This is a genomic window from Cutibacterium nasicola, assembly GCF_052654715.2.
The window spans coordinates 2,430,376-2,454,200 of sequence record NZ_CP199745.2 but is presented as its reverse complement, the minus strand read 5'-3'; the positions used below and the strand labels follow the sequence as shown (position 1 = coordinate 2,454,200).

20 protein-coding genes are annotated in these 23,825 nt (G+C 63.5%); 11 read left to right on the top strand and 9 right to left on the bottom strand.

All coding sequences use genetic code 11. The annotated features are described in order from the left end of the window. Window positions 1-19: 19 nt before the first annotated feature. Together ACUCCZ_RS11425 and ACUCCZ_RS11420 are read right to left on the bottom strand one after the other, a co-directional pair. Entirely contained in the window at window positions 20-1,426 is a 1,407-nt protein-coding gene (locus tag ACUCCZ_RS11425; RefSeq protein WP_435917565.1) for an amino acid permease, read from the bottom strand. 115 nt (window positions 1,427-1,541) lie between these two features. Further along, window positions 1,542-2,033, bottom strand: coding sequence for a MarR family winged helix-turn-helix transcriptional regulator (locus tag ACUCCZ_RS11420; RefSeq protein WP_435917566.1), 492 nt, complete (start codon window positions 2,031-2,033; stop codon window positions 1,542-1,544). Between the two features lie 140 nt (window positions 2,034-2,173). Between ACUCCZ_RS11420 and ACUCCZ_RS11415 the strand changes: the two genes are divergently transcribed. The 3 genes from ACUCCZ_RS11415 (at window position 2,174) to ACUCCZ_RS11405 (ending at window position 6,601) form a co-directional block, all read left to right on the top strand. Then, window positions 2,174-2,719 carry a YceI family protein gene (locus tag ACUCCZ_RS11415; RefSeq protein ID WP_435917567.1) on the top strand — a complete coding sequence of 182 codons (546 nt, stop codon included), beginning with the start codon at window positions 2,174-2,176 and terminating at the stop codon, window positions 2,717-2,719. A gap of 97 nt (window positions 2,720-2,816) precedes the next feature. Beyond that, window positions 2,817-3,995, top strand: coding sequence for a metallophosphoesterase family protein (locus ACUCCZ_RS11410; protein WP_435917568.1), 1,179 nt, complete (start codon window positions 2,817-2,819; stop codon window positions 3,993-3,995). Next, the gene (locus ACUCCZ_RS11405) at window positions 3,992-6,601 is read left to right on the top strand and encodes an AAA family ATPase (protein WP_435917569.1); all 2,610 of its coding nucleotides are present in this window, start codon (window positions 3,992-3,994) and stop codon (window positions 6,599-6,601) included. The genes ACUCCZ_RS11410 and ACUCCZ_RS11405 overlap by 4 nt, the downstream gene beginning before the upstream one ends. Before the next feature lie 71 nt (window positions 6,602-6,672). Here ACUCCZ_RS11405 and ACUCCZ_RS11400 read toward each other — a convergent pair whose 3' ends face one another. Further along, entirely contained in the window at window positions 6,673-8,019 is a 1,347-nt protein-coding gene (locus ACUCCZ_RS11400) for an MATE family efflux transporter (protein ID WP_435917570.1), read from the bottom strand. Next, complete coding sequence (locus ACUCCZ_RS11395; RefSeq protein ID WP_435917571.1) at window positions 8,019-8,666, bottom strand: TetR/AcrR family transcriptional regulator; 648 nt, start codon at window positions 8,664-8,666, stop codon at window positions 8,019-8,021. Before ACUCCZ_RS11395 ends, ACUCCZ_RS11400 begins: the two co-directional genes overlap by 1 nt. A 138-nt stretch (window positions 8,667-8,804) precedes the next feature. Between ACUCCZ_RS11395 and ACUCCZ_RS11390 the strand changes: the two genes are divergently transcribed. Then, window positions 8,805-9,677 (top strand): aminodeoxychorismate lyase, encoded by an 873-nt coding sequence (locus ACUCCZ_RS11390; protein ID WP_435917572.1) that lies wholly within the window; start codon window positions 8,805-8,807, stop codon window positions 9,675-9,677. Then, window positions 9,677-10,165, top strand: coding sequence for a Cys-tRNA(Pro) deacylase (gene ybaK / locus ACUCCZ_RS11385; RefSeq protein ID WP_435917573.1), 489 nt, complete (start codon window positions 9,677-9,679; stop codon window positions 10,163-10,165). The genes ACUCCZ_RS11390 and ybaK overlap by 1 nt, the downstream gene beginning before the upstream one ends. 12 nt (window positions 10,166-10,177) lie before the next feature. Here ybaK and ACUCCZ_RS11380 read toward each other — a convergent pair whose 3' ends face one another. The 3 genes from ACUCCZ_RS11380 to ACUCCZ_RS11370 are packed head-to-tail and all read right to left on the bottom strand — an operon-like array spanning window position 10,178 to window position 11,810. Further along, on the bottom strand, window positions 10,178-10,573 hold the full coding sequence (locus ACUCCZ_RS11380) for a hypothetical protein (protein WP_435917574.1): 396 nt from the start codon (window positions 10,571-10,573) through the stop codon (window positions 10,178-10,180). Then, a complete protein-coding gene (locus tag ACUCCZ_RS11375) occupies window positions 10,570-11,145 on the bottom strand; it encodes a hypothetical protein (RefSeq protein WP_435917575.1) in 576 nt (191 codons plus the stop codon). Before ACUCCZ_RS11375 ends, ACUCCZ_RS11380 begins: the two co-directional genes overlap by 4 nt. Then, window positions 11,142-11,810, bottom strand: coding sequence for a L,D-transpeptidase (locus tag ACUCCZ_RS11370; RefSeq protein ID WP_445439693.1), 669 nt, complete (start codon window positions 11,808-11,810; stop codon window positions 11,142-11,144). Before ACUCCZ_RS11370 ends, ACUCCZ_RS11375 begins: the two co-directional genes overlap by 4 nt. Window positions 11,811-12,061: 251 nt before the next feature. Between ACUCCZ_RS11370 and ACUCCZ_RS11365 the strand changes: the two genes are divergently transcribed. From ACUCCZ_RS11365 to ACUCCZ_RS11355, 3 genes are all read left to right on the top strand, one after another. Beyond that, a complete protein-coding gene (locus ACUCCZ_RS11365) occupies window positions 12,062-12,967 on the top strand; it encodes a carbohydrate kinase family protein (RefSeq protein WP_435917577.1) in 906 nt (301 codons plus the stop codon). 38 nt (window positions 12,968-13,005) lie between these two features. Next, entirely contained in the window at window positions 13,006-15,075 is a 2,070-nt protein-coding gene (locus ACUCCZ_RS11360; protein WP_435917578.1) for an NAD(+) synthase, read from the top strand. 172 nt (window positions 15,076-15,247) lie between these two features. Beyond that, complete coding sequence (locus ACUCCZ_RS11355) at window positions 15,248-17,494, top strand: 6-phosphofructokinase (RefSeq protein ID WP_435917706.1); 2,247 nt, start codon at window positions 15,248-15,250, stop codon at window positions 17,492-17,494. A 446-nt stretch (window positions 17,495-17,940) separates the two neighbouring features. Here ACUCCZ_RS11355 and ACUCCZ_RS11350 read toward each other — a convergent pair whose 3' ends face one another. Together ACUCCZ_RS11350 and ACUCCZ_RS11345 are read right to left on the bottom strand one after the other, a co-directional pair. Continuing rightward, window positions 17,941-18,681: a LolA-like protein gene (locus ACUCCZ_RS11350; protein ID WP_435917579.1), complete on the bottom strand. Its 741-nt coding sequence runs from the start codon at window positions 18,679-18,681 to the stop codon at window positions 17,941-17,943. Between the two features lie 190 nt (window positions 18,682-18,871). Continuing rightward, window positions 18,872-18,997, bottom strand: coding sequence for an acyltransferase (locus ACUCCZ_RS11345; RefSeq protein ID WP_435917581.1), 126 nt, complete (start codon window positions 18,995-18,997; stop codon window positions 18,872-18,874). A gap of 295 nt (window positions 18,998-19,292) precedes the next feature. Here ACUCCZ_RS11345 and ACUCCZ_RS11340 point away from each other — a divergent pair, with 295 nt between their 5' ends. The 3 genes from ACUCCZ_RS11340 (at window position 19,293) to ACUCCZ_RS11330 (ending at window position 23,738) form a co-directional block, all read left to right on the top strand. Further along, entirely contained in the window at window positions 19,293-20,462 is a 1,170-nt protein-coding gene (locus tag ACUCCZ_RS11340) for a L,D-transpeptidase (protein ID WP_435917582.1), read from the top strand. A gap of 242 nt (window positions 20,463-20,704) precedes the next feature. Beyond that, a complete protein-coding gene (locus ACUCCZ_RS11335; protein WP_445439683.1) occupies window positions 20,705-22,138 on the top strand; it encodes a septal ring lytic transglycosylase RlpA family protein in 1,434 nt (477 codons plus the stop codon). Window positions 22,139-22,451: 313 nt separating this feature from the next. Further along, window positions 22,452-23,738, top strand: a complete 1,287-nt coding sequence (locus tag ACUCCZ_RS11330; protein ID WP_435917584.1) for a citrate synthase — start codon at window positions 22,452-22,454, stop codon at window positions 23,736-23,738. The last annotated feature ends 87 nt before the right edge of the window (window positions 23,739-23,825 follow it).

Below are 23,825 nucleotides of genomic sequence, written 5' to 3'. Positions count from 1 at the left end.
CGTCCGGGTCAGCCCGCCCTCAGTCAGTCGTCGGGCGGAACGGGCTGCGTCCATCGTGGAGCGACCATGCGACCCCGACGAGGTACAGCACGACGACGAGACCACCGGTTGACAGCAACTGGGCGCGCACATCGGGCGCGAACATCCCCAGCACGATGATGCCCATCAACAGGATCATCGAGGCCCAGGACACCACTGGGAATCCCTTGATGCGCATCGGCAGCTCAGTGCCCTCGCTCTCAACCCGACGACGCAGCACGTACTGGGAACAGATCGTGAAGAAGTAGGTGACGATGATCGTCGAGCCGACGATGTTGAGCAGGGTCCCGAGCACGGCGTCACCCCACTTGAAGGTCGCCAGCACGCAGCAGAATCCGAAGAGCACACTGGCGAGGACGGCTACTGCAGGCACCGACCGTCCCCTCGTCCGCGTCGCGGCGCGGGGAGCCATGCCACGCTCGGCCAGGGAGCCGAACATTCGGGCTGCGCCGTAGAGGTTGGCGTTGAGGGAACTGAGCAGGGCGAGGACGATGACCAGGGTCATGATCTCGGAAGCGGCCGGGATACCGGCGCGGTCAAGCACGGCGACGAAGGGGGAGGTACCGAGCTTGGGGTCGTCCCAGGGAACCGCGATGACCATGATGGCCACCGAACCCATGTAGAACAGCAGGATTCGCCAGACGATGGTCCGGACCGCGCGGGAGACGTTGTGAGCCGGGTCCTCGGTCTCGGCAGCGGCCACGGCCATGATCTCGATGCCACCGAAACTGAAGGTCACCATGAGGAGGGCGGCTGCGACACCGGACCACCCGTTGGGCATGAACCCACCGTGCTCGACGAGGTTGGACGCTCCGGCTGCGGGAGCTGCCAATACGCCACAGATGAGCAGCACGCCGATGACGAGGAAGACGAGGACGGCGGCCACCTTGAGCAGGGCGAACCAGAACTCGAACTCCCCGAAGCGGTCGACCCCCAGCAAGTTGATGGCCGTCAGGACGACCAGGAAGATGAGTGTGAGCAGCCACACCGGCGCTATCGGCCACATCGCGACGAGGGTTGCCGCCGCTGCGATTGCCTCGGCCGCGACGACGATGACCAACTCGATCCACCAGACCCAGCCCATTGCGAACCCGGCAGCCGGGCCCATGGCACGCGAGGTGTAGACCGAGAAGGCGCCGGAATCGGGATCGGCCGCAACCATCTCGCCGAGCATGTACATGATGACGATCACGAGCAGACCGGCGACGTCGTATGCCACCAGGGTGGCCGGACCAGCCGCCGCAACCCCTTTGCCAGAGCCGACGAAAAGCCCGGTTCCGATAGCCGAGCCAAGGCTCATCATCACGAGATGACGGCCCTTCATCCGGGGCTTGCCTCCGGCAGGGCCCGTGGACGCCCGCGTGACGTCCGTCGTCTGTGTGGCCATGGTCGCTCCTCACCTGCGTGTGGGTGAGGTTGATGTTAGGGCCGAGTCCACTGACTGGAGACTGCTGTTTCCGTAGGTGGGACGGACCACAACTGACACGACCGACCTTCGAGGGTCATTCAGGATCGGCCAGCTGGCTCCTCTCCTCCTTGACGAGGCCGTCGCACATGCGGCTGAGAATGGTCTCCAGGTCGTCGAGATGACCGTGGTCCAAACCACCGAAGACAACCCGCCGCACCAAGGCCGCATGACCCGGGGCAGCCTGCTGCAACGCCGTCATCCCCTGATCGGTGAGGTGAATGATGGCTCCGCGGCCATCGGAGCAACAGACACGACGCTCGACGAGACCGCGTTTCTCCATACGGGTGAGGTGATGGGACAGCCTCGACCGTTCCCATCCCATGTGCTCCGACAGCGCGACGACCCTCATCTCAGCGTCGTCGGCCTCCGAGAGCCGGACGAGGACCTCGAAATCCTGCACGGACAGCTGCGAGTCGCGCGACAGCTGACGATTGAGCACGGCTGGCAGGGTCGTCGTCACTTCCAACCACAGGCGCCAGACGCGCTGTTGGTGATCATCCAGCCACACGGTGCGATCCTCTGTCACTGTGCCTCCTTTGTCACTGAGTATAGGGGCCCAGTAGGCACGCCAGAGCCCTGGAAACTTCCTGTTATTGACGTGTCACCTTTCTTCTGCCATCATAGTTGACACATCAATCAGAACATCCGGAGAACGAGGAGAATCACATGACTGACGTCACCGCTGTCAACGGCACCTTCACCATCGACCCTGCCCACTCCCGTCTGGGCTTCATCACCCGCCACGCGATGATCACCAAGGTACGTGGATCCTTCGACGAGTTCGCCGGTACCGCTTCGGGCAACGGTTCCGACACCTCCAGCGTGTCCGTCGAGGTCACCGCCCAGACGGCATCGTTGACGACGGGCAACGCCGACCGGGACACTCACGTGACGTCCGCCGACTTCCTCGACGCCGAGAACCACCCCACCATGACGTTCCGCTCCACCTCGGCTGCCATCACCGACGACATCCTCGAGCTGACCGGCGACCTCACCATCAAGGGAGTGACGAAGTCCCTGACGATCCCGTTCGAGTTCGGTGGCGAGGCTCTCGACCCGTTCGGCAACACCCGCATCGGTTTCGAGGGACGCACCAAGATCTCCCGCAAGGACTTCGGCCTGACCTGGAACGCCGCTCTGGAGACCGGCGGCATGCTGGTGTCCGACGAGGTTGCCCTGGAACTCGAGATCAGCGCCATCAAGCAGAACTGATTGCCACAACTCCACCAAAACCTTGACGTGACAAGCCAGAACACTGACGGAACATCCGTTGCGCAGAAGTGTCCGCGTCGTCTCCTACCGTGTAGCCATGACGAGATTCCTCCATACCTCGGACTGGCAACTGGGGATGACTCGGCACTATCTGTCCAAGCGGGGCGACGACGACCCGCAGGCACGATTCACTGCCGATCGCATAGAGACGGTGCGCCGACTGGGCGAGGTCGCCCGGCAGGAAGAATGCGACTTCGTCGTCGTGGCCGGCGACGTCTTCGAGACCCAGAACGTTTCTGCTCAAATCATCGCCCGTAGCTGCGAGGCGATGGCCTCCATCGGTCTGCCCGTGTATCTCCTCCCGGGAAACCACGACAGCCTGGAGCCCGGATGCTTGTGGGATGGAACGGAGTTCACCCGTCGCTGCCCCGACAATGTCCACGTCCTGCGCGATCAGACGGAAGTCGACGTCACTGATGCCAATGGCTCCGTCATCGCGACGATCGTCGCCGCTCCCCTGACGACCCGGCACCCATCGACGGATCCACTGGCAGAACTCGCCACCAGTCTGGAGCCCACCCAGGCCCCTCGCATCCTGGTTGGTCACGGCCAGTTGGAGGGGTTGTCGGGTGACACCCGGGAAGCCCTCATCTCGCGGGCTCCTCTGGACAACGCCATTGCCCGTGGCGCGTTGACGTACGTCGCTCTGGGAGACCGCCACATCGCATGGCCGGTCGGCGACGACCACGCTGCAATTCGCTACAGCGGCACCCAGGAGACGACGAGCTTCGACGAGGACACCGTCGGCACAGCAGTCGTCGTCGATCTCACCGACCCTCTCACCTGCACGACGATCGAGGTTGGCACCTGGTTGCACGCCCGGATCAGCCAGGAGGTCGCCGGCGAGGCAGACCTGGAGGCCTTGACGGACCGGTTCAAGTCCTTCGACCACCGGGACCGCACCATCATCCGCTATGACCTGCACGGCCAGCTCACCATCTCCCAGAAGGCCGAGCTCGACGAGATCATTGCCGACCACGAGACGGTCTTCGCGAGCTTGGAGCCCAGTGAGAACCGCCACGATCTCACCGTCGTCGGGGATGACGCCAGCCTGGCCGGCGCCGATCTGCCGAACTGGGTGAGGGATGCTGCTGAGGAATTGTCAGACATGTGTGCCACCAACGAGGACGCCGTCGCAGCCCTGACCCTCCTGCACCGTCTCGTGAACGCAGAGAATCCCGCGACCGCGACCCACCCTGCGGAGGTGTCCCGATGAAGCTGCATCGCATCCATGTCGAGAACTTCAAGGCCATTGATGAGCGCACCTTGGAGTTGCCCGATGCGGGAATCGTCGTGGCGACCGGCCCCAATGAGGTGGGAAAGACCTCAATGGTCGAGGCGCTGGACCTGGTTCTCGGCACCAAGTACAAGGCCTCCTCGAAGGCGCAGGAAGTCCGACAGGCCCAGCCCTACGGCACGTCGCTCCCGGTCGTCGTCGAGGCCGAGATGACCATCGGTGAGCATCGCTTCGTCCACCGCAAGAGCTTCCTCACGGACAAGGAGTCCTCGTTGAGGTTCATCTCCGGTCCGCGGGCCGGGCAGATCATCACCGGCGACGAGGCCGTCAAGACGATGGAGACCCTGCTCGCTGGTGCGGACATGACGCTGTGGAATGCCCTGCGGCTCATGCAGGCCAGCGGCCTGTCGCCACTGCGGTTGGACTCCTCCACGGCCCTGACAGCAGCGCTCGAACAGACGGGCGGTCAGAAACCCGACGAAGGCTCGATCGGTGGTCTCATGGACCGAGTCCGTGCCGAGTACGAGGTGTACTACCAACCCACCACCGGCAAGGAACGCAAGGGAGCTTTCCAGGAGCGGGAGCAACTGAATGCGGTCAGTGAGGAACTCGAGGAGGCCGCTGCGCGTCTCAAGGAGGTCGACGAGGTCGTCGAGGCCCTGAGCAGGATCAATGAGCAGATCCGTCACGACCACGACGTGGTGGCATCGAAGACGATCGAGTGTCAACAGGCCAAGGCTGCTCTCGACAGTCTCACCGAGTTGGAGGCGGAGGTTGAGGCCACCAGTCGCGCCGCCAAGGACGCGGCGCAGCATCACGCCGAGGCCACATCCGCTCACGAGGTGCGAGTCACACTCGTTGCCAGCCTCACCGCAGCTCGCGACAGACACGAGCAGTGCAAGCAGCTGGCCACCGAGAACACCGAGAGGGGCCGGGCCCTCGCCACTGAACTCGCGCAGGCCCAGGGCGCCCTCGACGACGCCACGTCCAAGGTCGCTGAGGCCGAGACTGCGCAGGAGGAAGCACGACGTACCCTCGCCGCCGTGCGAGCCAGGGAGGAGGCCACCAAGGCACGCAAGAAACTGGACCGGGTCACCGAGCTCAAGGAGCGCATCTCCGCAGGACAGCACCGTCTCGAATCCGAGAAGGTGACGAACCAGCTGCTGACCAAGCTCAAGAAAGCCGTCAAGGCCGACGACCTCGCCCGGGAAGCAGCGGCGCTGGCGAGCACCCAGCTCATCATCGAGCACCTGGACGGGAAAGATCCACTACGGATCGACGGCACCGAGCTTGACCTGCCCGTCGGCCAGACGAGCCAGCGCAGCGTCGACGGCGAGCTCGTCATGGAGATGGGCGATGCCTGGCGGCTGAGAATCTCCCCCACCTCCGAGGTCATGAACCTGGGACGTGACGCGGAGAAGGCGCACCACGCGGTCGTGTCCCTCCTCGCGGAGCTCGGCGTGGCCAGTCTGGAACAGGCCGAGGCCCGCATGGCCGAGCGCAAGGTTCTCCAGTCAAACCTCGCCTCCTGGCAAGAACAGCTGGAGCGTGAGCAGGGCGAGAGCACCATTCAGGAACTCGAGGCGCTGGCCGACCAGGCCAGTGAGGAGGTTTCCCTCCCGGCCTCGGAAGCCCAGAAGCTGGAGGATGACGCCGTCGCCACGGCCAACGACGCTCGTAATGCCGAACGCCAGGCCCAGGCCCGCGTCAAAGCGGTGGACAAACGTGGCGCGGAAGCCCACGACAAGGCATTCCGCGCCAATATCGACCTCGACAATGCGGCTGAGACCGTTGCCCGACTCGCCGAGGAACTTGCCGCCGCACGGGAAACCATCCCGGACGACGCCCTCCTCGACGCCCTCACGACCGCCGAGGAGAAGGACCGCGTCGCAAAGGCCGACGCCGACCGCGCCGCAGCCACCCTCGCCGAACGTAACCCTGACCAGGTCCACGCCGAGGCCGAGGGGAGCCAGCTGGCTCTCAGCAAGGCAACCGCTCGCCTCAAGGAGGACACCGATCGTCAGTTGGAGCTCAAGGGGCAGCTGCTGGGCCTGGGTCGCCAGGAACGCCAGGCCGACGTCGATGCCTTGACCAGCAGGAAGCACCAGCTCTCCCGACGCGTTGCCGGGCTGGAAAGCCGGGCACGATCGACGAAGCTGCTGTACGACACCCTCAGCCGTCACCTCGACCAGGTGCGCCAGTCCTACGTGGCCCCGTTCACCAGCGAGATCGACCGGATCGGTAGGGCGGTGTTTGGTCAAGATCTCCACGTCGAGATCGACTCCACGCTGACGGTGGTGGCTCGCCAGCTCAAGGGCGCACGCCTGGAATGGGATCAGCTGTCATCAGGGGCCCGAGAACAGCTGGGACTGGTGGTCCGACTGGCAGCGGCTCGCCTCATTGACCCCGATGACGGAGTGCCCGTGATTCTTGACGATGCCTTGGTCTACTCAGACCCGGTGAGGGTCAGGCACATCCTCACCGAGGTCGCCCAAGGAGCTCGGACGAGTCAGATCGTCGTGCTCACCAGTGCGCCTGAGAGGTACGACTCGGTTCCTGGGGCCCACCAGGTCCGGTTCGACTGAACCGATCCGTCATTCGAGGGAGCTGGTCCGAGGCCGATCGGCCTCGGACCAGCGAACCAGCCGGAGCTCGCTCAGGCCCCGGTCCGCATCCAGGCATCCCCGTGAGCCCGCCAGGCCAGAATTGCGCAGCGCACGGCCATGAATCCACCGAAGGCGATCCACAACCAGACGACCGCGGCCACCGGGTCTGCCGGAGCCCAAAGATGAACCGCCAATGCCATCGGCAGATACACCACGAACATGATCACCTGGGCCCCCGACAACCAGCGCCCGTCACCAGCTCCGATGAGTACTCCGTCGAGAACGAAGGCTGGCCCAGCGATGACCTGCTCAACAGCCATGACGAGTAGACCAACCGCCACCGCCCGGTGAACTGCCGGATCATTCGTGTAGATGGCAGGAACCCACTGGTGGAATGCTGCCAGAAGAGCCCCGATGACAACTCCGGCCCACACTCCCCACCGGGTCATGGTGCCGGTCAAGGACCGGGTACGGCGAGTGTCGCCAGCTCCCAAGCTCGCTCCCGTCAGGGCCTGGCCAGCGATGCCGAGGGCGTCCATCGTCATGAGGAGCAGGTTCCAGATCGTCATCGTCACTTGGTAGGAAGCCATGGTGACGGCTCCCGCTCGTGCTGCCACCCATGTCGTCACGTAGAGGGCAGCCCGCAGCGCGAGGGTACGAATGAGTAGCGGAACACCATCGCGCAGGCTCGAGGCGATACCACCCAGGTGGGGCACCAGGCTCAACTCCAGACCATGGGTACGTATTCGCAACACCCATACCAGGGCCACCGCCATGGCGATCTGGCACATCAGGGTGCCCACTGCTGATCCCTCGATCCCCCAGCCCATTCCGAGCACGAACCACAGGTTGAGCACCAGGTTGAGGCTGAAGGTGATGACGGTGACGACCAAGGGCGTCCGGGTGTCCTGGAATCCTCGCAGTACGCCGGTGACGGCCATCGTTGCGAGCATGGCGGGCACACCAAACCCAGTGATGCGCAGATATCGTCCGGCCTGTTCAGCGACCACCCCGCTGGCACCGAACCACCCGGCAACCGTCGTCGGTATGACGACCAGCATGATCGCGACGAGGACTCCGATGATGACGGACAGCCAGAGTCCGTCAACACCAGCCTGAGCCGCACCGTGCCGATCCCCCGCCCCCATCCGGCGCGAGGACGTGGCCGTCGTCGCATAAGCGAGGAAGACGAAGAGGCCCGTGAACGTCGTCAGGGCCGCCGAGGCAACACCGAGACCGGCCAACTGGTCGGTGCCCAAGTGGCCGACGACGGCGGAATCAGCGACGAGGAACAACGGCTCCGCCACCAAGGACAAGAAAGCGGGTACCGCCAGATTCAGGATCTGGCGGTACCCGGCCTCAGCTGTGGAGTCCGTATTGTGATCTGCTCGAGCCATCAGGCTCGAGCAATCGCACCACGCAGGGAAGCGCGAATGACGTTGAGGATGTTCTCGACTCGCTCGGAGGTCTTCTCGCCGCGCAGCGGACCGAAGGTCGACAACGAGGCAAACCCGTGGAGCAACGACCACAGCAGGATGCCGAGACCGCGCACATCGACTCGCTCCGAGAGCTTGATGTCAGGGCCGGTGAGAACATTCCCGATGACCGAGTCGGGCAAGTTCGGTGCCGTCGGCCGCTCTGTCTTGATCATGTCGAAACCGGCATCCGAGATGCGGTATGCGACGTCGAAAAGCCCCGGCTCGGCCAGAGCGAAGTCAAGATACGCGCGGCAAGCAGCCACCAGCTTGGCAACTGGTTCAGCTTCATCGTCTCCAGGCTGAACCTCAGCCATGGCGTCACACATCTTACGACCGATCTGCTCGGCAGCCGCCAAACCCACCTCATCGAGAAGGGCTTCACGGTTCGTGAAGTGACGGTACGCCGCGTTGGGTGACACGCCAGCTCGGCGAGTCGCTTCACGAAGCACGACCGCCTCGGCGCCACCACTGCGAGCCATCTCCAAACCCTCTTCCACAAGGGCTTCATGCAGATGGCCATGGTGGTAGGTCTGACGTGTCTGCGACGAGCGATACGACTCCGTCATCAATGATCTCCCGGTCCGTTAGTACTATGACGTCAGCGTGAGTGGCTGAACATCGACGCCCAACCATACGTGACATTGCTGTGGTCTCGGATGACAACCTCTGTGTCCATCCAACTTGCACTCAACTAGGCTGAACGCATGCGTTCAAGTGTTCCATACCTACTAGCGATACTTGGCGAAGGGGTTGTGCCGTCCTCGACCACCGTGTGCCATGGAGACGATCTCGGGCTGCTGCGTGGCGACGGAGTTTTCGACGCGACTCGTATCGTGACCGCCCAAGATGGAACGTCCCGAATCGATCATCTCGAGGATCATCTCTCCCGCTTCGCGCGATCAATCGCCGGCGTGGACGGACCCACGCCCGACATGGACTCGTGGACTCACCTCATCGAGGATGCTGCGCGTAACTGGCGCATCCCCGGAGAGGCCACTCTCAAACTCGTTTACACCAACGGTCGCGAAGTCGTCCCAGGACCTCCGCGAGGGTTCCTCACCATCGCTCCCCTCTCCGAGACCCACAAGGAAGAGCGAGAAGGAATCGATGTGCTGTGCCTGTCGCGTGGGGTCACCAGCGAATCCTTCGCTGATGCGCCGTGGCTTCTCGGCGGCGTCAAGACCTTGTCCTATGCCGTCAACGTCGCGGCACTGCGTCATGCCAAGTCCCAGGGCGCTGACGACGTCATCTTCACCTCGACCGAGGGTTATCTGCTTGAAGGCCCCACCTCTGGGTTGGTCGTCGAAGCTGCCGACGGGTTGTGGACAACCCCGACCGGCGCAACGGGGATCCTCAGCTCGATCACCGTCGATACCGTCTTCGAAGCCGCTGACGACAACGGGCTCAAGACTTCCACCCGCCTCATGAAGCGCGACGAGGTGTTGCGTGCTCAAGGGGCCTGGCTGCTGTCATCCATTCGTGGCATCGTCCCCATTCTGAGCATTGACGGCCTCCCAGCTCCCCAGGACGACGAGATGACCCACCGACTGCGGATGTGGGCCGGATTCGAGGACTGATGCCAGCCTCGGACTCTGCTTCCCCCGCGACCAAAGCCCTTGTCCAGGCCAAGGTGGCTCATGTTCTGCACAGCTACGACCATGACCCCGCGAACCACCACTTCGGTGACGAGGGAGCCGCAAAACTCGGCTTCGACCCGGCCATCATGCTCAAGACCTTGGTCGTCGAGCTCGCCTCCTCAGGAAAACTCGCCGTTGCCGTCGTCCCCGTCAGTGGCCAGCTCAACCTCAAGGCCTTCGCATCCGTGATGGGTGCGAAAAAAGCCGCCATGGCCGACTCCGCGGCAGCCGAGCGCGCGACGGGCTACATCGTCGGGGGAATTTCGCCACTTGGACAGAAAAAGCGGCTGCCCACGTGCATCGACGAACCGGTGCTGGGGCAGCCGCGGGTGCTGGTTTCAGGCGGGCGTCGCGGGCTGTCAGTGGAATTGTCACCATCAGACCTGGTGGCTGTCACCGAGGCCTCGACGGCAAAAATTGCCAGCTGACGCCAGCCTGCATCACTCCCGGGAAGACTTGGCGATCGACTGGGGCAGAACGAGCAACCCGACGACGATGACCACGCCCAGGATCACGTGGATCCACTTGGTTGCACCGCTGCTGCTCATCTCGCCGAGGCCGAACTGGACAAGGACCAGTACCGCCATGCCAATGGCGTGTCCGACGATCGCCGAGGGTCCACCGCGGCGCTTCCACATGACAGCCAGGACGGCAGTCACAATGGCGGCCACCAGGGTCACAATTCCGAATCCCATGTGCACGTCGCCGAGACCGTGAACACCAGAGAGCATGAACCAGGCCAACACAGTCTGAAGGATCACGGAGGCGACCGCGACCCAAGCAGAGATCGTCAGGGCCTTGGGAGGGGTGGGAACGACAGGGTTGTTCTGTGTCATGACTCACACTGTAGGTCACCATGGCCGTCCCGGCCTTGTCGTGAACGGCGTCCTTCCATGACCCACGGCCCCCACCAGACCCCCAGTCCGATGGCTGCCAGGAGGGCAGGCCACGTGACCTCGGCCACCGCTGAGAGCACTGGCATCAAAGCATAAAGACCAGCTGCTCCGAGGAGCACCGTCACTCCCCCGACGATCCCACCGGCAAGACACTGACTCCTCCGCTGCTCCAGTCGCGCACCCAGCAAAGCTGCCAGCACGACGACTGGGATGATGAGGATCACCGTCACGCCCATCGCATAAAGCAGACCGACGAGGAGACTGCCGACCCAGCCACGCACCGGCATTGTTCCGCTGGTGCCATTGGCCCCAGGCGTGACGGCCCAGATCGCCAGACTGAGACCCCACACCACTCCGGTGATGACCATTACCGCGACAAAGGCGCCGGCAGACCTACCGACCCGGGCAGATTCGGTCGTCGCCCCCAAGGTGTCTGGATTGCCCTGGTCAACGTTGTGACCCAGCAACATTCTCAGACCGGAGGAGTTCTCCTCGTCGCGTCGACGACTCACCGCACCTTCACCTTCGTGCCTTTGTGAGCGAAGGAGTAGAGGGCCTCCGAATCGTTCGGCGCCAACCTCGCGCAGCCGTGACTCGAGTACCCCGGAAGGCCCAGGGCGTAGACGGGCTGAGCAGGTTTCTTGGTCTTCTCGTCCCACGGAATCTGGTGGAAGCCAATGCGGCCGACCGCGCCCGGGCGTTGATAGAAAGCCAGGAAATTGGGGATGTACCAGCGAATGCCGTCCTCGGTCGATGCAGCGTGTCGAGCCTTGTACTCGATCTGGTAATCCCCGACCGGGGTCTTCCACGGCTCCGCGGTGGTGAGCATCGCGCGCTTCACCACACCATCGTCAACAAGGTAGACGTGATTCTCCGCCTTGATCCACAACACATAGGTTCCAGCACCCGCCGAGGACTCCTCACCCACTGCCAGAGATGCCGAAGGTGGCGTCAAGCCGGGAATCGAGGGCCCTGGGTCGCCCGACTGAGGGCTGGCGGAGTCCTCGGGCTCGTCGGCACCGCTCTTGACACTCGGTCTGTCCTGGGTTTTCTCACTCGAGGACGCCTTGGCCGTCTGCTCGGGGGATGCCGTCGGGCATGTCACGGTATGGCGGTGACGCGCGCGATGATCGCCCGCACCAGGAACCGAATCGATGCACGCCGTCGCGGCGGGCATGGGTGATCCGCAGCCGGCGACCAGGCACACCATTGCCACCAGGGCAGCGAGAAGGCCACCGCCACGCCAGAGGCCAGAGCCGGCGCACGGTTCCGAGGTCGGGGTATTTCCGGAGGCGATCATTGCATCCAGTCTAGAGACCACATCGGGGCTATTCGAATGCAATGTTGGTAGTAGAACGATGGTTGACCCCTCCGCCAGTACGTCGAGAGCCGTACGAGAGACTGGAGGCAGCACCGGGAGGAGAGACCATGTCCACCGCACTTGTCATCGGGGAGTCACTGATCGACGTCGTCAACGATGCTGGACGAGTGAGCGAGCATCCAGGCGGCTCACCCATGAACGTCGCGATCGGGCTGGCACGCCTGGGACGCGACGTCGAGTTGGCGACCTGGATCGGTCATGACGATCACGGTCGAGAAATCGAGGCCCACGTCGGGGCTGACAACGTCCGTCTCAGTAGCTCTTCTCGAGACGCCGATCGTACGTCCACGGCCACCGCCACCCTGACAGGAGGCCAGGCGAGCTACGAGTTCGATCTCGAGTGGGCGCTGCCGTCGGTCCAGATTCCCGCTGACTGCGTGGTCGTCCACACCGGATCTTTGGCGTGTGGGATCGCTCCGGGACGCCAAGTGGTGGCCGAGACGGTGGCCGCTGCCCGGGACTCGGCGACGATCACCTTCGATCCGAATTGTCGGCCCAGCCTGCTCGGGGATCCGGGTACCGCGCGCCATGGCGTCGAGCAGTTCGTGCGGCTGGCTGACGTCGTCAAGGCCTCCGACGAGGACTTGACGTGGCTGGGAGAAGGCGCTGATCCGGTCGAGATGCTCGCCGGCTGGATGGGAATGGGGCCAAAAATCGGCATCCTGACGATGGGGGAACACGGCGTGGTGGCCATGACGTCCGCAGGTGTTGAAATTCGCGTCCCCGGGGAACAAACAGAGGTCGTCGACACTGTCGGTGCTGGGGATTCCTTCATGTCGGCGACCATTGACGGATTGTGGGCTGCCGGGTTGTTGGGGGCCGAACATCGCGCGGATCTCGGTCGCATCCAGCCTGACATCCTTCGTCAGGTGATGCACAGGGCCGCCCACGTCGCCGCCATCACCGTCTCCCGGGCCGGCGCAAACCCCCCGCGTAGCAACGAACTGGGGTGAACGGGGCTCCCCACCCCGGCTTCTGCGAGACTGGCTCCATGAAGGGGAATTTCCACTCGGCATATGACCAAGGCTTCGCACGAGTCGCAGCATGCACCACGACGGTGCACATCGGTGACCCAGCCTCGAACGTGGCGGGAATTCTCGACACCTGCCGGGAACTCAGTTCCCGTGACGTGGCCATCGCCGTCTTCCCCGAACTATGCCTGACCGGCTACGCCATCGACGACCTGTTGCTCCAGGGCGTCGTCCTGGACGCGGTCCTCGACGCCATCGAAACCCTGCGCCAGGCCTCTCGTGACCTCTTCCCCGTCATCATTGTCGGTGCGCCGCTGCAGCGAGGGAACCGGCTGTACAACTGTGCGGTCGTCGTGCACCGCGGCCAGGTGCTCGGCGTGGTGCCCAAGAGCTACCTCCCCAATTACCGGGAGTTCTACGAAAAACGTCACTTCGCCGCCGGTGCAGGCACCAGCGGAACCATCGACCTGTCGGGCCGACAGAAATCTCGCGTGACCTCGACCGAAGTCCCCTTCGGCCCCGACCAGCTCTTCCAGGCATCCGACCTGCCCGACCTCACCTTTCACGTGGAGGTCTGCGAGGACGTGTGGGTTCCGGTCGCCCCCTCCTCCCAGGCCGCACTCGCAGGGGCTGTCCTCGAGGTCAACCTTTCCGGGTCTCCCATCACGGTCGGAAAATCCCGCCAACGTCACGAATTGTGCAAGGTGACGTCCTCGCGCAATCTGCAGGCCTACGTCTATGCAGCCGCTGGCCCTGGGGAGTCGAGCACCGACCTGTCCTGGGACGGTCAGACGATGATCTACGAGAACGGGTCCCTGCTGGCCGAGACTGATCGGTTCTCCCCTGAACCGGGGTACTGTCTGACTGACATCGACCTTGACCTGCTGCGCCAGGAGAGGATGCGTCAAGGTTCCTTCGACGACAATGCCCTGGCCCAGCCCAACGGCAAGGGCTGGCGCACCAACACCTTCATCCTTGACCCGACTCACGAAGACATCGGTCTCGAGCGGCCTGTCGACCGCTTCCCCTTCGTTCCCAATGAGGCCGGCCAGCTCGCCCAGGACTGCTACGAGGCCTACAACATCCAGGTCTATGGGCTGCGTCGTCGCGTCGAGTCAATTGGGTCGCCCAAGGTCGTCATCGGTGTCTCGGGTGGCCTGGACTCCACCCATGCCCTGCTCGTCGCTGCCAAGGCGATGGACCAGATGGGCCGCCCGCGCACCGACATCCTCGCCTTCACGATGCCCGGATTCGCCACGACTGACCACACCAAGAACAACGCCCTGGACCTGTGCCGAGCACTCGGCATTCCCTGCGAGGTGTTGGACATCCGCCCAGCAGCCACCGAGATGCTCAAGGAGATGGGACACCCAGCCGGTGACGGGGCCGAGGTTTACGACATCACTTTCGAGAACGTCCAGGCTGGCCTGCGTTACGACTATCTCTTCCGCATCGCCAATCAGCGTGGCGGCATCGTGATGGGCACCGGAGACCTGTCCGAGCTGGCCCTGGGATGGTGCACCTTTGGCGTCGGTGACCAGATGAGCCACTACGGGGTCAACACCGGTGTGCCGAAGACCCTCATCCAGCACCTCATCCGGTGGTGCATTTCGTCGGGTCAGTTCGACGAAGCCACGAATGTCGTCCTCGAGTCGGTGCTGGGGACGGAAATCTCCCCCGAGCTCGTCCCGGCTCGCCCCGGGGAGAAGATCCAGTCCACCCAGGCGAAGATCGGCCCCTACGAGTTGCAGGACTTCACCCTCTACCACCTGCTGCGCCACGGCATGCGTCCCAGCCGGATCGTCTTCCTTTCCCATCACGCCTGGCGTGACTCCTCCGTGGGGTCCTGGCCACCCGGGTTCCACGACGAGGACCGTCACTCCTACGACCTTCCGGCCATCAAGGACTGGACGCGGCTGTTCCTGTGGCGGTTCGTCGGAAACCAGTTCAAGCGCTCCACCCTGCCCAACGGACCCAAGGTGGTCGCCGGTGGGTCCTTGAGTCCGCGTGGTGACTGGCGGATGCCCTCCGACGCCGTGGCTCGGGCCTGGATGGACGACCTCGAGACGGTTCCCGACGGGCGCTCCTGAGGCTCGTATGGCCTACGCCCCGGGGGGAAAAAATGCTCACGCGGGTCCATTCGACCCTCCGCCGTGTCACCACACCAGTGACGAAAACTCCCGACCGAAAAACCTCATAGTCACAGTTCACCCCGCGGCCACTCCGACGCGGCAGTATTGAACCGTGCATGTTGATGACGAATTGAGGCTTACCCCCACCCTCCCCGACGGCCATGGGCTGCGCATCGGCATCCTGACCAGCGGTGGCGACGCCCAGGGCATGAATGCCGCTGTCCGCGCCGTGGTGCGCTCTGCGTTGAGCGTGGGCGCCGAGGTCTATGCGATCTACGAGGGCTATCAAGGCATGATCGACGGAGGCAACGGTATCCGGAAGTTCGGATGGGATGACGTCGGTTCGATCCTCAACCGCGGTGGCACCGTGATCGGGACTTTTCGCTGCAAAGCGATGCGCGAACGCTCAGGTCGGTTGAAGGCTGTCCAGAACCTCTTGGAGCACGGAATCGATCGTCTCGTGGTCATTGGTGGCGATGGTTCACTCAGCGGTTTGGACGTGTTGCGCACCGAGTGGACCGACCTCGTCGCCGAGCTCGTCGATACGGGTCGGGTGAGCCCCGAAGTGGCCCGCGAGCACCCATGCCTCATGATCGCGGGCCTGGTGGGCTCCATCGACAACGACCTCGTCGGATCCGACATGACCATCGGCGCGGACACGGCCCTGCATCGCATCGTCGATGCCATCGACGACCTCACCTCCACCGCGGCCAGCCACCAACGATCCTTCGTCGTCGAGGTGATGGGTCGTCACTGTGGCTATCTCGCCCTCATGGCAGCGGTCGCCGGTGGTGCCGACTACGTACTTATCCCCGAGCGCCCACCGGAGGACGGCTGGGAGGATCGGATGTGCGCCGAGCTCAAGCGAGGCCGACAGGCAGGTCGCCGCGACTCGATTGTCATCGTCGCCGAAGGAGCCACCGATCGCGTCGGTAACCGCATCACCTCCGAGTACGTCCGCCAGGTCCTCGAGGACAAGCTCGGGGAGGACGCCCGCGTCACCATTCTGGGCCACGTCCAGCGCGGTGGACGCCCCTCTGCCTATGACCGCTGGGCCTCTACCTGGCTCGGCTATCACGCCGTTCACGAGGTGCTCTCGACGACCCCGGAGGCCGAGGGACGCGTCATCGGGACCAGTGCGAACCGCATCCACCGCTTGCCCCTGGTCAAGGCCGTGGCCGACACCAAGTCGGTGCCGGGCCTCATTGAGCGGGGTGATTTCAACGAGGCCATGAGGATGAGGGGGCGTTCCTTCGTCGAGATGGACGCCATCTTCACCGAACTCAGCGAGCCAGCCCGCACCACGACCGAGGGGGTAGGGGACGCCGATCAGAGGCGGATTGCGATCATGCACGCCGGCGGTCCTGCCCCAGGCATGAACACTGCTGCGCGCGCGGCCGTCCGGCTGGCCATTTCTCGCGGTCATACCGTCATCGGAATCCACAACGGATTCGTCGGTCTGGCTGCCGGGGACATGTCGGAACTGGCTTGGGGCGACGTCGAGGGCTGGGCCGGGGAGGGCGGTGCCGAGCTGGGCACCCGCCGCGAGAGCCCGAGCCCCCGTGACCTCTACGCCGTCAGCCGCGCACTGGAGGACAATCACATCGATGCCCTGCTCGTCATCGGCGGTTACTCGGCCTACGAGGGCATCCACACCATGACGACGGAACGGGACCGCTACCCGGCCTTGCGCATCCCGACGGTGTGCATCCCTGCTTCGATCGACAACAATCTCCCCGGTTCCGAGCTGTCCATCGGCGCCGACACCGCCCTCAATGTCATCGTCGAGGCGGTGGACAGGATCAAGGAGTCCGGCATCGCGTCGCGGCGGTGTTTTGTCGTCGAGACGATGGGCCGTGACTGCGGATACCTCGCCCTGATGTCCGGAATCGCCGCTGGCGCCGAGCGGATCTACACCAACGAGGACGGCATCTCCCTGGACGATCTGGCCAATGACGTCCACTGGTTGCGCGAGTCCTTCGCCCACGGACGACGCCTCTTCCTGGCCGTCCGCAACGAGAACGCCTCTCGCAACTACACCACCGACTTCATCGCTCGACTACTGGAGGAGGAGTCCCACGGCATGTACGACGTGCGCCAGGTCGTGCTGGGTCACATGCAACAAGGCGGATCTCCTTCCCCCTTCGACCGGTTGTTGGCCAACCGCCTCGCCTACCGCGCTCTCAATCTCATTGACGACGAGCTGGCTGCCCGCCAGGACGGGTCGTGGTTCATCGGTGTCAACGAGTCGGGTATGTGTCCCAGCCAGATGGAGATGATGCCGTCTCTGGTCGATTCCGCTCACCGTCGTCCCCGCGAGCAGTGGTGGCTGACGATGTCGCAGGTGGGACGAATGGTGTCCGACGAGGTGCGCTGAGTTCAGACACCTCGGCACTTCCTGGCAGCCGCGGTACTTCATCGTCACCAATGGGATGCTTCGTACCGCGATGGCTTCCCAACGCTGCGTCGTACCCATGACGGCTACTTCGAATGGACCGGAGAGCGCGGTGACAAAACTCCCCACTGCACATGTGGGTCCGGGCTCCTGAGTGCAGCGGCCACCGCCAGGATGCGAAAAATCGACGACAGCTCTGAGAGTCCGACGACCTCGGCGAATGGCGCGATCCGGCCCACCTCAACGTCGCCCATGCGCGGGGGCTGGCCACCCACATCGGCAAGGCACGTGACTTGACTGCCAACGTGCCGAGGGTCAACCAGGTCGGTCACCGCGCCAACTCGGTGGGCGGGACCACCCCGGTCGACCCTCGTCTGATCGGACCGGTGAGCTGACGGTTTTCGTCAGGGGAGGCCAGGAAGCAGTACTCAGGCGACCTTCGGGATCTCCACCTTCTCGTCGTACTTGGAGAAGGTGATGTCAATAGCCATGTCCCCGCCCTGACCGGCGGGCATCGACATCTTGACGCCCTTGAACCGCTTGGAATCGTCAAGCCAATAAGTGACCTTGCCGGTGGTCTTCTTCTCGCCCGCACTCGGCGAGGCGCTCGGGGTCACACTGTTGGAATCTGCCGAGACCGTGGCGTCGTAGCGATGACCCCGGGGCTCCTTGCCGACATAGGTCAGGTTGTCGATACCCTGAGTGAATCCGGCTGCCATGGCGCCGGGAGCGGTTTCATCACTCTTGGTCTGAGACGGAGTCTTCTGCCACTGCGACCCCTGCTTGGTGTATTTCTCATCGCCGATGATCACCTGATCGAGGGTTCCGTTCACCCCAGGGTCCGTCGTGACCATGTGAACCTTGGGCTTGGACGAATTCGTACCGTCGTAGTCCGTGATGGCCTTCATATTCGTCTTCTGACCATTCATCGAGCCGTCCAGGGTGGCCTCCATACGGTAAGTCTTCACCTTTCCCATGGAGGTCTTGACCTCCTTGGAGAACCTCGTCTTGTCGACCTTCCCCTTCTTGAACAGTGGATTAGCTGCTGCGGAGTTGGAATGGCTGTCACCCGCCTTCGATCCGCCATCACACGCAGCCAGAGACAAACTCGTCGTCGCGACCAGCGCCACGGCAGCAACCTTCAACGGGGTACGTGAAAACACTCGCATACATGTTCCGGCTGGGGATGTGCCGGCCTTTCCACCTCCGATGCTAGGCGCTTCCCGGCGCGCCTGGGTCGTCCCACCCCTGACGATGAGGCGACCCAAAACCTTGGTTGTTCACGACGCCGTGAGAATACTGAGGGCCCCGAACTTCGACGGGGTCATGTTCATCGTGACACCAGTGGCCTTCACGGGATTACCGAACCATGGCCCACGCCCACAGCCCGAGAATCGTCACGCCGATGATCGTCACGATGACGACGATCACCCACGTCAGCCAGTCAGGATGTTGGCGGGGCGGGGTCGGGTCGCCTTCAGACATGAGATACCTCCAGGCCAGTTTTCACGCGGTGATGTCCATGAAAGAGTAGCTGGAAATCATGACTGCCTACCCCCATGGAAGGACCGTCCGAGGCCGATCAGCGGGCAGTGAAAGTGCCCACCCAAGGCCCAGCTGACGTTTGGGAAGTCGCCGGTTCAGCGCTGTACCATGTATCCCGTTCATCCTTCCCGCGAAATGGACCAGAGTTCTCATCTCGCACACAAAGCATGGAGGTACTGTGCCGTCGAGACTGACCCGGCGTTCGGTTATGGCCACAAGTGCCGTGGCTCTGCCAATGACTGTTGCTGCTTGTGCCAAGACGTCCCTGGGCGGGGACGGCTTTGGCCCCGGAGACAACGCCGGTAAATCGTCCGCGACCCCGACGCCCACTCCGACCCCAACCCCAGCAGCTCTGACGATCACCTCGGACCACCCGATCACCGAGCTGCAGCCTGGCGACGCCCTGAAGTTCGCCGTCGTCAATGGTGCTCTCAAGGACGTCAAGGTCACCGACAAGGATGACGGGGAGGTCAAGGGAACTCTCAAGGAGAGTACCTGGACCCCGGAGGAACCGTGGAGCCTCAACACCCGCTACACCGTGACGGCGACCCTGACGAACACGGATCCCCATGCCGGGGCGACGACCACTGTGACCACGAAGGTCAAGAGCCTTGACGGTGACGTCAACGTCGCCGAGATGCTCTACAAGGATGCCGCCGTCGGCGTCGGCATGCCTGTCATCATCAAGTTCCGCAAGGACGTCATCGACGCTGACATGCGCGCCAAGATCCAGGAGGCGATGGAGATCGACGTCTCGCCCAACCAAGAGGGGGCGTGGGGATGGCTCGACCAGTCCCAGCTCGCGTGGCGTCCCAAGAAGTTCTGGGAAGCCGGCACCAAGGTCAGCGTCAAGGCTGACCTCACCGGATTACCGACGTCGAGCCACCGCTGGATCACGAACAACGTCACCGGGTCCCTCCGTGTCGGTGATTCGCGGATTCTCAAGGTGTACATCGCCAAGCACAAGATGGACGTCGTCGTCAACGGCAAGACCGTCCGCACCATCCCGGTGACGACCGGAAAGCCCGGTGCGAGAACCACGACCCGATCGGGGACCAAGGTCATCATCGAACGCAACGCTGTCAAGGTGATGGACTCGTCGACCGTCGGCGTCCCCAAGGGGAGCAGTGGGTACTACAACGTCAAAGTGAAGTACGCCATGCGAGTGACGAACACCGGAGAGTTCATCCACGCCGCGCCCTGGTCTGCGGGCTCGCAGGGCTCTGCGAACGTCTCCCACGGCTGCATCGGCATGTCCACCGCGAATGCCAAGTGGCTGTACAACCTGTGCTCGGCTGGTGACCCCGTCATGAACACCGGGTCGAACCGACAGTTCAAGCCCGACGAAGGCATCGGTTGCTGGTGCTATGACTGGGAGGGCTGGCAGAAGCTGAGCGCACTCTGAACAACTCTCATCCGATGTGCCATGAAACCCTCTACCTCGATGCAAGGTAGAGGGTTTTGCCGTGTCGGGGTGCCTCACCCCATCGCAACGTGTTTCTCGCCTCATGACGCGGTTTTCCCGGTCATCGTCCACCCCTCATGACAGTTGCCACGACACGCTCAAACCCTCAACGTCCTTGGGTTGAACAGCTGTGGATTCCTAGTGTCCCACTCGTCCCGGAAACGCCGGGATCGAAAGCTCCGATGCCTTCAACGGCGAGAGGAAGTCACACCGTGATCCGCCCCAAGCGCTCTGTCCGAGGTGCTGCCGCCACCATCGCCCTCACCTCTGGGATCAGCGTCGTTGCGCCCGCCGTCATTGGTGCGGTCGCACACGCAGCGAACACGCAGACGATGTACGCGACAACGGATGTCAACGTACGGTCTGCCTCCTCCAATTCCGGCAAGGTCCTCACCATCGCGGCCCGTGGCCAGTCGGTGCAGGTCACCGGCAAGAAGGTGCGCGGGTGGGTCCCCGTCACCGTGAACGGGACCACCGGCTGGATCTACCAGCGCTTCCTCACCGAGGAGAACACCCTCCCGGTGCACTTCGGGTCCGATCCGCTTCCTGACACCATGATCGCGACCGTCCCGGTCAACGTGCGTGACGACTCCCGCAATGCCGGCAACGTTCTCACCGCCGCCGAGCGCGGTCAGGAGGTCCAGGTCACCGGTCGTCCTGACGGCAGCTGGGTCCCTGTTTCCGTCAATGGCAAGTCGGGTTGGATCTACGGTCGTTACCTCACCACCGGCAAGGCAGCCCCTGCTCCCGCCAAGCCGAGCACCGACGCCAAGGGCGACTCCTCGACCAGCCGCGAGAAGGCCCGTCCGGCTCTCGACAACGCCGCCACCCACACCACCGACGGCCTCAACCTACGCGCCTCAGCATCATCAACATCAGCCATCATCGACCACCTAACCAAGAACCAAGGCGTCACCGTCACCGGCAAAACCAACGGCAACTGGATCCAAGTCCACGCCAACGGCAAAACCGGCTGGCTCTACCGCACCTACCTCACCGGCAAAATCCCCACACCCAAGACACAAACCCCAACCAAACACCACAACAACACCAGCCGCGACAACGCCGCCACCCACACCACCGACGGCCTAAACCTACGCGCCTCAGCATCATCAACATCAGCCATCATCGACCACCTAACCAAGAACCAAGGCGTCACCGTCACCGGCAAAACCAACGGCAACTGGGTCCAAGTCCACGCCAACGGCAAAACCGGCTGGCTCTACCGCACCTACCTCACCGGCAAAATCCCCACACCCAAGACACAAACCCCCGCCAAACACCACAACAACACCAGCCGCGAGAAGGCCCGTCCCTCCAAGGGCTCCAGTGGCGTTGGCGGACGCTGCATCGCCTCGTTCTACGACGAACCGCAGTCGACCGCCTCGGGCGAGCAGTTCGACCCGAGCGCCATCACCGCTGCCCACAAGTCCCTGCCTCTGGGTACTCACATCCGTGTCACCAACGTCCGCAACGGTCGCTCGGTGGTCGTTCGGATCAACGACCGTGGCCCGTACGTCGCCGGTCGTTGCGTCGACCTGTCGCGCGCCTCCTTCGCCCGGATCGCCGATCTCGGCCAGGGAACGACACCGATCACCTACACCGTCCTCGACTGATGACGAGGGACTGAGCACACCTTCCCCGTGGGGGCGGTTCGCCGATGGGCGGGCCGCCCCCACCCGCGTCTCCTCAGGCGCCTACCGTTCGTCCGCCGGGCGGGTGTCGAAAACTGTCACCCGACATTCGAGGAACCCTCAACCATGCCGGACAATACGTCGGTTTCTTGGTTATTCGCGTCGGCGAGCCGTAGCCTGGATGTGCCATTGTTCACACCGCGGTGACGCTCGGGAACGACCCCGCAGTGCCGCCCGTCCACGTATGCTCGGCCACCCGTGATGTCCGGACGAGGCCGCCAGGAAGGATCGCACGATGGGTTTGAGTGCAAGGTTCGTCGACGAAGACACCCAACTCGCCTTCAACAAGGTCGTCGCCACGGACGGCCAGGTGGGTTACGACGTTGAGGGTCTGCTCAACGAGACCGGTAACGTCATGATCGACCCGGGATTCGTCAACACGGCATCCTGCGAGTCTCAGATCACCTACATCGACGGTGAGAAGGGCATTCTGCGCTATCGCGGCTACCCCATTGAGCAGCTCGCCAAACAGTCCACCTTCCTCGAGACCGCTTACCTCGTTCTTTACGGTGAGCTACCGAGCAGGGCACAGCTGGAGGGATTCGAGGAGCGAATCCGCCGCACCACCCTCATTGACGAGCGCATGCGCGACCTGTTCCGTTGCTTCCCCCGTCATTCCCACCCCATGCCAGTGCTCGCCGCAGGCATCATGGCCCTGTCGACCTTCTCCCAGAAATCGTCGGGAACCGATCCGGAGCAGGTCGAGGCTGCCACCACCCGTCTGATCGCCAAGGTCCCAACCTTGGCCGCCTTCGGTTACAAGAACTCGATGGGCCAGCCCACCCTGTACCCCGACAACTCGCTGAGCTACGTCCAGAACTTCATCCGGATGAGCTTCGGCTTCCCGACCGAGCCTTACGAGTTCAACGACCAGATCACCAAGGCCCTGGAGACCCTCCTCATCCTGCACGTCGACCACGAGCAGAACTGTTCAACCTCGACGGTCCGCATGGTCGCGTCGTCGGGTGCGAACATGTATGCCGCAATTGCCGCCGGCGTCAATGCGCTGTCCGGTCCGAAACACGGTGGAGCGAACCAGGCTGTCCTCGAGATGCTGCAGTACATCCGCGACTCCGACATGACGACGAAGGAGTTCGTCCGCAAGGTCAAGGACAAGCAGTCCGACATCAAGCTGATGGGCTTCGGTCACCGCATTTACAAGAACTACGATCCGCGTGCCGCCATCATCAAGGAGCACGCCGATCGCATCTTGGAGCTCCACACCGGTCGCGAGGACCTTCTCGAGATCGCCAAGGAACTCGAGGAGACCGCGCTGAGCGACGACTACTTCAAGGAGCGCAAACTCTACCCAAACGTCGACTTCTACACCGGTCTCATCTACGAGGCCATGGGCTTCCCGATGAACATGTTCACCGTGCTGTTCGCCTTGGGGCGTCTGCCCGGCTGGATCGCCCACTACCGCGAGCAGGTAGCCACTGGCGGAAACAAGATCTGGCGTCCGCGTCAGATCTTCACCGGAGCTGACCTGCGCGACTACGTGCCCCTGGATCAGCGCGCCTGAGTGTGCAAAGGGCCCTGGGGCTTCGACTCCCGGGCCTTTTCATGCCCGATGCTCCGGCACGCGGCAACTCTTTGGCGTGTTGCCAGG